The organism is Achromobacter sp. LC458 (genome assembly GCF_001005835.2).
GTDB classification, from domain to species: Bacteria; Pseudomonadota; Gammaproteobacteria; order Burkholderiales; family Burkholderiaceae_B; genus Achromobacter; species Achromobacter spanius_B.
This window is the reverse complement of the sequence record NZ_LBHW02000002.1, coordinates 49973-62907: the sequence shown is the minus strand read 5'-3', so window position 1 is coordinate 62907 and position 12935 is coordinate 49973. Positions and strand designations below refer to the sequence as shown.

General features: G+C 60.9%; 11 protein-coding genes. 9 read left to right on the top strand and 2 right to left on the bottom strand.

Annotated elements, in window-relative coordinates; all coding sequences use genetic code 11:
* Positions 1–22 precede the first annotated feature (22 nt).
* The gene (locus YH64_RS02480) at positions 23–1189 is read right to left on the bottom strand and encodes a pyridoxal phosphate-dependent aminotransferase (protein ID WP_046806068.1); all 1167 of its coding nucleotides are present in this window, start codon (positions 1187–1189) and stop codon (positions 23–25) included.
* A 122-nt stretch (positions 1190–1311) separates the two neighbouring features.
* Here YH64_RS02480 and YH64_RS02475 point away from each other — a divergent pair, with 122 nt between their 5' ends.
* From YH64_RS02475 to YH64_RS02440, 8 genes are all read left to right on the top strand, one after another.
* Entirely contained in the window at positions 1312–2337 is a 1026-nt protein-coding gene (locus YH64_RS02475; RefSeq protein ID WP_046806067.1) for an AbrB family transcriptional regulator, read from the top strand.
* 246 nt (positions 2338–2583) lie between these two features.
* Positions 2584–2790, top strand: coding sequence for a cold-shock protein (locus YH64_RS02470; RefSeq protein WP_046806066.1), 207 nt, complete (start codon positions 2584–2586; stop codon positions 2788–2790).
* A 2309-nt stretch (positions 2791–5099) separates the two neighbouring features.
* Complete coding sequence (gene mnmG / locus YH64_RS02465; protein WP_046806065.1) at positions 5100–7019, top strand: tRNA uridine-5-carboxymethylaminomethyl(34) synthesis enzyme MnmG; 1920 nt, start codon at positions 5100–5102, stop codon at positions 7017–7019.
* Positions 7016–7729, top strand: a complete 714-nt coding sequence (gene rsmG, locus YH64_RS02460; protein ID WP_046806064.1) for a 16S rRNA (guanine(527)-N(7))-methyltransferase RsmG — start codon at positions 7016–7018, stop codon at positions 7727–7729. The genes mnmG and rsmG overlap by 4 nt, the downstream gene beginning before the upstream one ends.
* Positions 7726–8526 (top strand): ParA family protein, encoded by an 801-nt coding sequence (locus YH64_RS02455; protein ID WP_046806063.1) that lies wholly within the window; start codon positions 7726–7728, stop codon positions 8524–8526. The genes rsmG and YH64_RS02455 overlap by 4 nt, the downstream gene beginning before the upstream one ends.
* A 10-nt stretch (positions 8527–8536) precedes the next feature.
* The gene (locus YH64_RS02450) at positions 8537–9361 is read left to right on the top strand and encodes an N-acetyltransferase (protein WP_052946064.1); all 825 of its coding nucleotides are present in this window, start codon (positions 8537–8539) and stop codon (positions 9359–9361) included.
* 44 nt (positions 9362–9405) lie between these two features.
* The gene (locus YH64_RS02445; RefSeq protein ID WP_046806062.1) at positions 9406–10329 is read left to right on the top strand and encodes a ParB/RepB/Spo0J family partition protein; all 924 of its coding nucleotides are present in this window, start codon (positions 9406–9408) and stop codon (positions 10327–10329) included.
* Positions 10322–11326: an asparaginase gene (locus tag YH64_RS02440; protein WP_046806061.1), complete on the top strand. Its 1005-nt coding sequence runs from the start codon at positions 10322–10324 to the stop codon at positions 11324–11326. The genes YH64_RS02445 and YH64_RS02440 overlap by 8 nt, the downstream gene beginning before the upstream one ends.
* Before the next feature lie 11 nt (positions 11327–11337).
* Here YH64_RS02440 and YH64_RS02435 read toward each other — a convergent pair whose 3' ends face one another.
* Positions 11338–12231 (bottom strand): LysR substrate-binding domain-containing protein, encoded by an 894-nt coding sequence (locus YH64_RS02435; RefSeq protein ID WP_046806060.1) that lies wholly within the window; start codon positions 12229–12231, stop codon positions 11338–11340.
* A gap of 116 nt (positions 12232–12347) precedes the next feature.
* Here YH64_RS02435 and YH64_RS02430 point away from each other — a divergent pair, with 116 nt between their 5' ends.
* Positions 12348–12935: a cysteine dioxygenase family protein gene (locus YH64_RS02430; protein ID WP_046806059.1), complete on the top strand. Its 588-nt coding sequence runs from the start codon at positions 12348–12350 to the stop codon at positions 12933–12935.

Here is a 12935-nt window from a genome sequence, read left to right as displayed (position 1 = left end):
TTGGTTTTGGTTTGGCCTCTGGCTAGACTTGCGCCAATCGTTCCAAGGCGGCGTCCAAGGTCGCGTCTTTCTTTGCAAAGCAGAAACGGACGATATGGTGGTTGGATTCCGCCGCGTCGGGTTGGCGATAGAAAGCCGAAACGGGAATCACGGTCACGCCGTGGTTGACGGTCAGGTCGCGGGCGAAGTCGGCTTCGTTCTGCTTGGAAATCTGGCTGTAGTCCGCCAGCAAAAAGAACGTGCCCGGGCTGGGCAACGGCCGGAAACGCGTCTTGGCCAGGCCTTCCGACAAACGATCGCGCTTGGCTTGGTAGAACGCCGGCAGATCCAGATAAGGCTTGGGATCACGCATGAACTCGGCCAGCGCGAACTGCATCGGCGAGGGCACCGTGAACACCATGAATTGATGCACCTTGCGCAGTTCGGCGCTAAGTTGGCGCGGCGCGCAGCAGTAGCCGATTTTCCAGCCGGTGGTGTGATAAGTCTTACCGAAAGAAGAAATCACGAATGCGTGTTCGGCCAGCAACGGACGACGCGCGACGCTGGCGTGCGGCTTGCCGTCAAACACGATGTGTTCGTAGACCTCGTCTGACACCAGCAAAACGCCGGTGTCCCGAACGATGGCTTCCAGCGCATCCAGGTCGCTGTCATCGAGCACGGCGCCCGTGGGGTTGTGCGGAAAGTTCAGCATCAACAGGCGCGTCTTGGACGTGATGGCGTCACGCACGCGCTGCCAATCGATGCGGTAGTAGGGGTCGGCTTCGGTGGGCGCGCGCAGCGGCACCGGTACCGCGGTGCCGCCGGCCAGACGGATCGCGGGCAGGTACGAGTCATAGCAGGGCTCGATGACCACCACTTCGTCGCCGCTGCCGACGGCGGCCAGCACGGTGGCCATGAGGGCTTCGGTGGCGCCGCTGGTCACCGTGATCTCGGTTTCCGGGTCGTAGGCGTGGCCATACAGGGCCTGGGTCTTTGCCGCGATGGCTTCGCGCAAGGGCGCCACGCCGGGCATGTACGGATACTGGTTATGCCCGTTCGCCATGGCCTGCGTGACCAGCGCGCACAGCGCTGGGTCGGGATCAAAGTCGGGAAAGCCCTGACCCAGGTTGATGGCCTTGTGCTCGATGGCCAGGCGGCTCATGACGGTGAAGATGGTGGTGCCAACGTCGGGAAGTTTGGATCGGATCATGGTGGATGCGAGGGAATGCGCGATGGGCGAAGAGAGTTTTCGTAAGTATCCCACTAACTCATAATTCGTTTTTTTCGCAATGAGCGAAAGCGATAAACGTGGATGGGATCGTGCGGCGGAACATGTTGTTGAGGGTGGCGGGGGGATTGTCGATTGCGTCGGTGGGCGCGCTGTTGGCGGTGTGGGCGCATATGCCCTTGCCTTGGATGCTGGGCGCCTTGCTGGCGACGGCTGCAACGCGCATTGCCGGCGTGGGAACCGCCTGCCCGCGCCCGGCGCGCAATGGGGGCCAGTGGGTGATCGGCACGTCGCTGGGTTTGTATTTCACGCCGCAGGTGGTGGAACACATCGGCAGCAACGCCGGCCCCATCATCGTCGGCATGGTGTTCGCCCTGGGGCTGGCGTTCATGGGTACCGCGATGCTTCGCCGCTATACGGATGCCGACTTTAAGACTGCCTGGTTTGCATCGGCCATCGGCGGGGCCAGCGAAATGGCCAGCCTGGCGGAACGCCACGGCGCGCGCATTGACCGCGTTGCCACAGCTCATAGCGTGCGCGTCCTGCTGGTGGTGATAACGGTGCCGTTTATCTTCCAGTGGTGGGGCGTGGCCGGCCTGGATCCGACGGTGCCTGGACCCCAGAGGGTGCACGGCTCGGGCCTGGCCGCATTGGTGCTGCTGACGTGCCTGGGCGGGCTGGCATTCATGAAGCTGCGCTTGCCAAATCCGTGGGTGCTGGGGCCCATGGTGGTGGCAATGCTGTTAACTGTTTTCGGCATTGAACTGTCCGCGCTGCCCGACTACGTGCCCAAGGCGGGACAGCTGCTGATCGGCTGGTCGCTGGGAGACCGTTACCGCCCGGATTTCTTTCGCGCGGCGCCGCGTTTTATTGCGGTGGTGGCCGCCTTCACGCTGGGCGCCCTGGTGCTGGCTTTTGGTTTGGGCGCACTGCTGTCGTATTGGTCGGCAGCCCCGGCCCCGACGCTGATATTGGGGACGACGCCGGGGGGCATTGCTGAAATGGCCATCACGGCCAAGGTGCTGCAACTAGGCGTGCCGGTGGTCACCGCGTTTCACGTTACGCGCATGGTTTTCGTCGTGACTGTGACGGGGCCGATTTACGCCGTTCTTGCGCGGCGGCAAGCCTAATTCCGCAGTGCGGGCCTTGGGCCGAGTCTGAAAAATGCGACATTGGGGTAAACAACAATATGAGTCGCCGATGCCGGATGAGTATGCTGATTCCGCAGTTGATTCAAGCAGCGCGCGGACTCGTTCTGTTGCTTGGCGACGAGCGAGAACACAGCGGCAACGCAGGGTTTTATACCGGTCGTTCAGTTCTCACGGCGTCCCCCTTGATTCATTGCATTTCAAGTTAATTACAGGACGCTAGAGAAAATGGCTCAGAAGGGCAAAGTTAAGTGGTTCAACGCTGACAAGGGTTATGGCTTCATCACCCCGGATGTTGGCGGAACCGAAGTTTTCGCACACTTTTCCGCCATCCAGGGCCGCGGCTATCGCAGCCTGAACGAAGGGCAGGAAGTCGAATTCGAAGTTAAGGATGGTCCGAAAGGACCTCAAGCGGCCGAAATTCGCCCGCTCTAAATCGGGAAATCCCTTTTCCCGTCTGCCAGGTCCAAACCTGGCTACAACGCCCCAAGATCTCCGGATCTGGGGCGTTGTTTCATTTGTGCGGCCTTATGGTCAGCAACGCCTGTGGGTCAGCGATAGCTTGATGTTAGTGTCCACTAACATGTTCTCAAACCTTGGATAACTCTGTGGATAATTATTTTTGAGCATCGAGGTTTGGGTGCTCATTAATGAAGCACCGTGCTCGGCATATACGGGGTTTTGCACAGATTTTTGGTTTTTACCATTTACTCGATGGCGCCGGCCAAGCAAGGCTCAAATGGCGGCCTGCCATGCCCTCGTATCAGAAGAAAACCAGCATTTCCCCAGGGAAAATGGGCGCTTGGCGGCACTTTTCAATGGGGCCGTCTTTCGGATGGGGCCGCCGTCGGTGAGGGGTTTAGCGGCCGTTTAGACCGGCCTTTTTTTCATTTCGGCGCGGTTGTTCACAAAGATATCCCCATCCCGGTTATGCACAGATTCTTGCCCGAAAGCCGCCGAAATAGCCTGCTCAGCCTGTGGATAGAATTGGGGATAGGAACGCGGGCCGGCCCGTTTTGGCATCGCGTCCAGCCCGCCAGATTGTGCTTTCGCTGTTCGCTGTGGGAGTTTTCTGCCCAGGCCGCGTCAATCGCGAAACAGGTTCTCTCCAAGTGCGGAAGAACTCTGCGAAGCCGGCCGAGCGAGTTTTCCACAGGGTTCACATGAAACCGCCGCCTCTCCTCCAAATGGATGATGGCGCACGGCGTTTCCGCCGGGCAAGATACTTGTGCAATCAATAATTGCTGCGCCCGTGCTTGCGGAAAATACGCGTGACAAAAACGGTAAGTCTGCACAAGTTTGTGGATAAACCGTGCGCGAGTTTTCGTCGCAATTTGACTTGCCGCTGCGGATCTAGTTCCCAGCAATGGCGATCGCTTCAAATTAAAAGTTGGCAGGACTTGTGGGCGGTATTGCGTGCGGATTGGCATCTTATCCACAAAGTTGTCCACGTGAAAAATAGCGTTCGCTTGGGTTTGGCTTAATGCCAGATTACTCGCGCGTCTGACGGGGAATTCCTCTGATTTGAAGCGGGTTCTCCTATGAAGCCCGCTCTAGTAATTTAAATGCCAATGCTGATGTTGCCGTCGCGGACTGGCTGGTTTGAATCACGGTAAGGCCGCTTGGTTGTCGTCGGCCCAACAAGTTATCCCCAAAGTTGTTCCACGTGAATTCGCCTGCGGTTATTAGGTCTTCAGCTCGCCGGTTGTCGATAAGTCGTTCGTCTGGGTTTCGGGAATGGAGTCGACTTACTCACATGACGGTGTGCATAACCTGGAGCCATTAGGTGGCCTCCGTCTGATTGGCTCGTTCTCGGAAGTTCGACGCTGGCGCGACTGTGAGAGTTCAAATTCGGGAGCAGTACATAAATGCTCTGTCGGGCTTCTTGCGTGGTGATGCAAGCGGTGATATTTCCTGGGCTCAATTTTTGCTGTACAGAAAAGTTTGCCTTCGCACTCCCCGTGGTCTCGTCGGTGGACGGTTTCCCTAAATAAAAAAATAACGGCTTGTTCTGGGTAAGGGGTAGGGTAGGGGGTAAAAAACGCTTTTTTTTTAGGTATGGGCGTTGCGTTTTCTTTGCAGTTAATTGGCTGAGTCATCGCGCGCTCGAGGCCAATCAGGTCGATGCACCGTCGCAAGTCTGGATAGACCTCGGCCTACACGCGAGGATGTTCCACGTGAAACACCCGCGCTATGGCGATTACGCGACAAGGAGGGGGGTGTTTCACGTGGAACAAATACCCCAGGCGTTATTGAAGAGATTGTGGTCCTTTCCCCCTCGGGCGCTCAACCGATGTTTCACGTGAAACGTCGCCCGCTACTACTCTATCGGACCGTGGATACAGGGCAACCATTCCACGGAAAAGGAGTCGCTGTCTTTTCTGCCCACTACGTTCGGCATGGTTCGATGTTTCACGTGAAACATCGCGGACGCCCGGTTGTTCCACGTGAAACATCGGGGTGGGTTCAGGATCAAGGGCGAGGAACCTCCACGCCGACCCCCCGTCAGCTTGCCAGCGTGCTTTTCGTTCTTCACATTCGGCGATATGTTCCACGTGAAACATTGAACGGGACGCCGGCACTTGCCGACATATTCGTCGATCGCGCCTCACCGCGCGTTGTCAATAACAGACGCCGCAGCTGCAACAGCACGCTCAATCTGAGTGCCGGAATGTTTCACGTGAAACATGCAATCCCTGCCTCTATAATGAGCACCGAACGCCTTCTTATCTTTCCTTCCCATCATGGACTATCCCCGCGAATTCGATGTCATCGTCGTTGGTGGCGGCCACGCCGGCACTGAAGCGGCACTGGCTGCTGCCCGCGCTGGCGCGCGCACGTTGCTGTTGACGCACAACATCGAAACCCTAGGCCAAATGTCTTGCAATCCCTCCATTGGCGGGATTGGCAAGGGCCATCTGGTTAAAGAAGTCGACGCCCTGGGTGGCGCGATGGCTTTGGCCACGGACGAAGCGGGGATTCAATTCCGCATTCTCAACGGCTCGAAGGGGCCGGCTGTGCGCGCCACGCGCGCCCAGGCCGACCGAGTCCTGTACCGTCAAGCGATCCGGGGCCGCCTGGAGAATCAGCCGAATCTCTGGCTGTTCCAGCAAGCGGTGGAAGACCTGATGGTGGAAGGGGACCGTGTCGTTGGCGCTGTGACGCAGGTCGGCCTGAAGTTTCGTGCAAAGACCGTCGTCCTGACGGCCGGTACCTTTCTGAACGGCCTGATTCACGTGGGACTGCAAAACTATTCGGGCGGCCGGGCGGGTGATCCTCCCGCCATTTCCCTGGGCCAGCGACTGAAAGAACTGAAGCTGCCGCAGGGGCGCCTGAAGACCGGAACGCCCCCGCGCATCGACGGGCGGACCATCAACACCAGCATCCTGGAAGAGCAACCCGGTGACCTGGACCCGGTCCCCGTGTTCTCTTACATGGGCAATGTGTCCATGCACCCCCGCCAGCTTCCCTGCTGGATTACGCATACCAACGCGCGTACCCACGACATCATCCGCGGTGGCCTGGACCGTTCCCCGATGTACAGCGGCGTCATCGAAGGGGTGGGCCCGCGATACTGCCCGTCCATCGAAGACAAGATCCATCGTTTCGCCGACAAGGAATCGCACCAGGTCTTCCTGGAACCCGAAGGGTTGGATACGCACGAGGTCTATCCCAACGGCGTCTCCACCAGCCTGCCGTTCGATGTGCAGCTAGAGCTGATCCACTCTCTGCGGGGGCTGGAAAACGCGCACATCATGCGCCCGGGCTACGCGATCGAATACGACTACTTTGATCCACGTGGATTGAAGAGCACCCTTGAGACCAAAGCGATTGGCGGTCTGTTTTTCGCGGGTCAGATCAACGGTACGACTGGGTACGAAGAAGCTGCCGCGCAAGGCCTGCTGGCAGGCGTCAACGCCGCGCTGCTTTCCCTTGGCCGGGACCAGTGGACGCCGCGCCGCGACGAAGCCTATCTGGGTGTGCTGGTGGATGACCTGGTCACGCGCGGCGTGACCGAGCCTTATCGCATGTTCACCTCGCGTGCGGAATACCGGCTAAGCCTGCGCGAAGACAACGCCGACCTGCGTCTGACCGAAATCGGCCGACAGCTGGGTATTGTTGACGACGCCCGTTGGGACGCCTTCAACCGCAAGCGGGACGCTGTGGCGGCGGAAGTGGAACGGCTAAAGTCCTCGTGGGTAAATCCGCGAGTCATGCCGGTAGAGATTGCCGAGCCGTTGTTGGGCAAGGCAATTGAACGTGAGTACTCACTAGCTGATCTGTTGAAGCGCCCGAATGTTTCCTATGAAGCATTGATGGCCGTGCAAAACGCCGACGGCTCATTGTTGGCCGGCCCCGGCGTGGTCGCTGACGACATCCTGGCCGAACAGGTCGAAATCCAGGTGAAGTACGCCGGCTACATCGCGCGGCAGCAAGATGAAGTCCAGAAGCAGATCTCGCACGAGCTGCAGCCCATTCCGGCGGACGTCGATTACGACGCCGTGACCAGCCTGTCGTTCGAAGTGCGCCAGAAGCTCAAGACGCATCGCCCCGAAACCGTCGGCCAGGCCGCGCGTATCTCGGGCGTGACCCCGGCCGCGATCTCGCTGCTGCTCATACACCTGAAGCGCCTGCACTACGGCTCGCGCAAGCAAGCCGCATGACCGCCCACACCGATCAGGCCGGCGCTGACATGGCCGGCCGCCTGTCTCGTGCGTGCGAGCAGCTGGGGCTGCCTGCCGATGCAGATCAGCAAGCCAAGCTGCTGAACTACATGGCGCAGATGCAGCGCTGGAACCGCACGTACAACCTCACCGCCATCCGCGATCCGCAACAGATGTTGATCCAGCATCTGTTCGATAGCTTGTCGGCCGTGGCGCCGTTCCACAAGGCGCTGGGCGACGCGGGCATATCGGCCAAGGTCTACGACGTGGGATCGGGCGGCGGCTTGCCAGGCGTCGTTCTGGCCATCATGCAGCCGGCATGGTCGGTGACCTGCATCGACGCCGTTGAAAAGAAAACCGCATTCGTGCGTCAGATGAGCGGCGCGCTCAGCCTGCCGAATCTGCACGCACTGCATGCACGCATCGAAACGCTGGAGCCCGCCGAGTGTCACATCGTGACCTCGCGGGCCTTTGCGTCGCTGGACGATTTTGCGCAGCTTGCAGGTCGCCACGTGCGCAACGATGGTACCCTCGTCGCGATGAAGGGCAAGGTCCCCGAAGAAGAAATTCTTGCGCTGCACGCGCGCGGGGACTGGCAGGTCGATCACATTGAGCCGCTTCGCGTGCCGGAGCTGCAAGCAGAACGCTGCCTGATCTGGATGCGCCGCAATGAAGGGCGCGGCGAAGGACGCAGTCAAGGAACCCTATGAAGAACTTACCCCCCAGCACAGCCGCCCGCGTCTTCTGCATCGCCAATCAAAAGGGCGGTGTGGGCAAGACGACGACCGCCATCAATCTGGCGGCGGGCCTTGCCACGCACAATCAGCGCGTGCTGCTGGTGGACCTGGACCCGCAGGGCAATGCCACGATGGGCAGCGGCATCGATAAGAATGCGCTGGAATCGAATCTGTACCAAGTGCTGATTGGCGAGGCCACCATTGAACAGGCCCGCGTGAAGTCCGAATCCGGCGGCTATGACGTGCTGCCGGCCAATCGCGAACTTTCCGGCGCCGAGATCGACCTGGTTCAGATGGAAGAGCGCGAGCGCCAGCTGAAAAGGGCGATCGATACTGTTTCGGGCCAGTACGATTTTGTATTGATCGATTGCCCGCCCACGTTGTCGCTGCTGACACTTAACGGCCTGGCCGCGGCGCACGGCGTCATCATCCCGATGCAGTGCGAATACTTCGCCCTTGAAGGCTTGTCCGATCTGGTCAACACCATCAAGCGCGTTCACCGCAACATCAACGATGATTTGCGCGTGATCGGATTGTTGCGCGTCATGTTCGATCCGCGCATGACGTTGCAACAGCAAGTGTCCGCGCAACTTGAAGCGCACTTTGGAGACAAGGTGTTCAAGACGGTCGTGCCCCGCAACGTGCGCTTGGCCGAAGCACCCAGTTACGGCATGCCGGGTGTCGTGTATGACCGCGCGTCACGCGGCGCGCAAGCCTATATCTCGTTCGGCGCCGAAATGATCGAGCGCGTCAGAAAGGATCTGGATTAAGCCTTTCGCCATGTCCGTCACCGCGCTCTTTTCCCGCCCCGTATCGCCCACGTTTCGCCCGCCGCCTGCCGACGAGCGCGACCGCCTGCGCGTGCGCCTGGAAGAGGCCGCGTTGAATGCCACGGCGGTGCGCGCGCAGCTGCTCTATGATGGCTGGCTCGTGCGTTTTGCAGCGTCGCCCGCCAAGCGGGTGCGCAGCGTCAACGTGCTGGGGTTATCCACACGTCCGCTGGACGAGCGGCTGGCGTATTGTTCTTCGTTGTATGCGCGCCAGGGCTTGCCCATGGTGCTGCGCATAACCTCCATCGGCCCCGATTTCTCGCTGGATGCCGAGCTGGAGGCCCGAGGCTATACCTACACCGGTGAGACCCGAGTCATGAGCATGTCGCTCGCCCCCAGACTCAGCGCCCGGGGCGGCCTGTCTTTCAGGAACGTCGACACCGATCGCTTCGCGCAAGCGGTCGGCGCCATGCGTGGGTCTACGCCGGAGCACATCGTCGAACACCAGGCGCGGCTGCAAGGACTGGCTGTGGATAAGCTGCCCGTGCTGGCATTCGATGCCGCCGGGCAATGCGTCGCCGCAGGCCTGGCAGTCCGCGACGACGACTTGGTGGGTCTGTTCGACATCGTCACCGATCCCGCGCAACGGCGTAAAGGCTATGCCGATGCCTTGATGGATCACCTACTGAGCCAGGGCGCCTGCGGCGGCGCCACGACGGCATATTTGCAAGTCGAGCCGGACAATACCGCCGCGCGCGCCCTGTATGGCCGCTACGGTTTCAAAGACTGTTACGCGTATTGGTACCGCTTGCCCGCCGAGCAGCGGCACGCCTGAGCTTCGGCCCAGGATACAAAAACAGAAGGAAAGAGGATTTAACTATGGCCACCAAGAAACCCAAGGGATTGGGTCGCGGACTGGACGCCTTGCTTGGCGCGGACGCGCCTGCGATCGACAACATCGGCAAGGCCGCCGCGGCCAAGCCCGAGGGTCCGCCATCCACCTTGCCCATCTCGAAGATGCGCGCCGGCAAGTATCAGCCGCGTACGCGCATGGACGAGGGCGCCCTGGGTGAGCTGGCCGAATCGATCCGCACGCAAGGCATCATGCAGCCCATTCTGGTACGCGGGCTGGGCGATTCCGCGCCTGGCCATTACGAGATCATCGCGGGCGAACGCCGTTTTCGCGCCGCGCAGCTGGCCGGCTTGAAGGAAGTGCCTGTGCTGGTGCGCGAGGTGGCCGACGAAAATGCGGCCGTCATGGCGCTGATCGAAAACATCCAGCGCGAAGACCTGAATCCGCTTGAAGAGGCGCATGGCGTGCGCCGTCTGCTGGACGAATTTGGTCTGACGCACGAGCAGGCCGCGCAGGCAATCGGGCGTTCGCGTTCGGCCACCAGCAACCTGCTGCGCCTGTTGAACCTGGCGGCGCCGGTGCAAACGATGCTGCTGGCCGGCGACGTAGACATGGGCCACGCGCGTGCGCTGCTGGCGGTGGATGCGGCCACGCAGATCCAGTTGGCCAACCAGATCATCGCGCGCCGCCTGTCGGTGCGCGAGGCCGAAAAGTTGGTCGCCAAGACCGCCAAGGACGCCGAGTCTGCCTCGTCGCCGCGCAAGAAGGCCAACGGCGCCTCGCGCGACCTGACGCGTCTTGAAGAAGCGCTGTCCGACCATCTGGGCACGCGCGTTGCCTTGAAGGTGGGCGCCAAGGAAAAAGGCCAGATCGTCATCGACTTCCATGGTTGGGAACACCTGAATTCGCTGCTGGAACGCCAGGGCTTGTCCGGGGTCGTGGATGCCTGAGCACGCGTTGCCGGTCATTGCCGTATTGGCCACGGGCGGCACCATCGCGGGCGCTCAATCCGACGCGACGTCGGCCGGCTACAAGGCCGGTTCGTTTTCGGTCAATGACCTGCTGGGCGCGGTGCCGCAGCTGGCCCGCATTGCGGATATCCGCGCGGAACAAATCGCCAACGTAGGCAGCCAGAACATGACGCACGCGGTCTGGCATGCGCTCGCTGCGCGCGTTGACGCGCTTTGCCAGGATGCCTCGGTGGCCGGCATCGTCATTACGCACGGCACCGATACGCTTGAAGAAACGGCTTACTTTCTCAGCCTGATCATTCAACACGACAAGCCCGTGGTGCTGGTCGGCGCCATGCGCCCGGCCACGGCCCTGGGCGCCGAAGGCCCGGCCAATCTCTACAACGCAGTGGCGCTGGCGCGCCACCCCGATGCGCGCGGCCGTGGGCCGCTGGTCGTCATGAATGAAGACGTGCATTACGCACGTGAAATCCAGAAGACCGCCAGTGCGGGACTGTGCGCCTTTGCGTCGCCCAATCGTGGTCTTGCCGGCGTGATGCATGGTGGCGAGCCATGTTTTTATTCTCGCAACACCACCGTTCATTCCGCACAAAGCGAGTTTTCACTCGCATTACTGGAAAAGTCCGGCTGGCCGCGCGTGGACGTGGTTTACGCCCATGCCGATATGCAAGGCGACGTGATCGACTTTGTTGCGCGAGCCGCCGACGGCATCGTGCTGGCCGGCGTGGGCGATGGCAATGCGACTGATCTGGCCATCGGTGCGCTGGGTCGTGCCGTGGCCGACGGCGTGGCGGTGGTGCGGTCCAGCCGCACCGGCAGCGGTTTCGTGGCCCGCGATGTCGAATTGGACGACGGGCTGCTGGGCTTCATCGCTGCACGCGACTTGAACCCGCAAAAGGCGCGCATCCTGTTGATGCTGGCCTTGTCCGTCACGCGCGACGCGACGCAGATCCAGACCATCTTCGACCGCTACTAAAAGCGCGATAGCTACGACGCGCGCGGCACTTGCGCCGCCGCGTCGGGCTGCTGCGCCAACCCCAGGTTGCTGCGCAACATGTCGTAGACCTGCCGCGTCAGCGGATTGATCAGATCGCGTCTTATCCACAGGAAATAGGTCACGTCCGGCAAGGGCGGCAAGCCTTCCTTTTCGCCCAGCACGCGCATTTCAGGCCCCAACAGCTCTACGCTGCGTGCCGTCACGCCCAGCCCGGCACGCAACGCCGCCTTGATCCCCACCAGATTCGGCGCCACGTAATTGGTATGCCAGCGTACGCGCGCCTGTTCCAACGCGTTCAAGGCCAAGCGGCGAAAAATGCTGGGCTCATCGGCCAGCACCAGCGGGACGGGCGCGTGCGGGTCATGCACATAGTCGGCGGACGCCAACCATACCGTGGGAGATGTACGCAGTGCGACGCCTTCGAAGTCCTGATCAAACCGCGTCGAAATCGTCAGGTCGATCTCGCCGGCGCGCAGTGCGTCCATCAGGAAAGGGCTGCGATCCACCCGAATCTCCAGCTTCACCCGCGGCGCCGACCGGGCGATGTGCGTCAACAGCGTCGGCAGGATGGTGTCCGCCACATCCAGCGGCGCCCCCAGGCGCAGGTCTCCTTCCAGTGGGCCGTCCTGCAACGCGCGCAGAGCCTCATCGTTGATGGCCAGCATGTGGCGCGCGTATTCCACCAGCCGCCGCCCATGCGATGACAGCACCTTGTTGCGCCCCTGCTTTTCAAACAACGGCAGCCCGATGGTGGATTCCAGCCGCTGCATCTGCTGTGTGATGGCCGACTGCGTCTTGTGCAGCCGGTTGGCCGCCTCAGAAAAGGTGCTGTGCTGGGCGATAGCAGTCAGTGTGCGAAGCAGATCCAGATCCAGATTGCGCATGGTGCCCTCAACGTATTAGCGATGCTAATGAGATGTTAAGGCAAGTTAAATTGTTGGTGCCCGTTCCCGACGATACAGTAATCCCAATAACTCATGCACCAAGAGGGAAAAGCAAGGTGAACAACGCACATCCAAATCAGGCGGGCATTGAGGCCGCTATTGAAAATATTAAAAAAACTGTAGGAAATAAAGGGCTGAACCGAGACAGCCTGGACGCGGTCCTGCAAGAGTTGATTGGCCTTGCCGCGCACACCGACTGGTGGACGGGTGAACGGTACGCGCCGCCCGAGGACGGCGAACGGCAGGCCCGCTACCTGATCGCCGAAGACGACGACAAAAGCTACGCGCTGTACCTGAACGTCATGCGCCCGGGCAACAAGATCGTGCCGCACAACCACACCACCTGGGCCTGTATCGCCGCCGTGGAAGGGGTGGAATACAACTACGTCTACGACCGCCTGGATGATGGATCCGTGCCGGGCGTGGGCCGCCTGGAAAAGAAGGGCACCGTGGTGGTGGGCCCGGGCGCCGGCATTGCGTTGATGCCCGACGATATCCACGCCGTGGAAATCCAGGGCGACAGCGTCATCCGCCACCTGCACATGTACGGCCGCGCGCTCGAAACCCTGGACCAGCGCCTGGGCTTCGACCTGGAGGCCGGCACCTGCAAGGTCATGCCGATCGGCGTGAAGACGCGCCGCTGA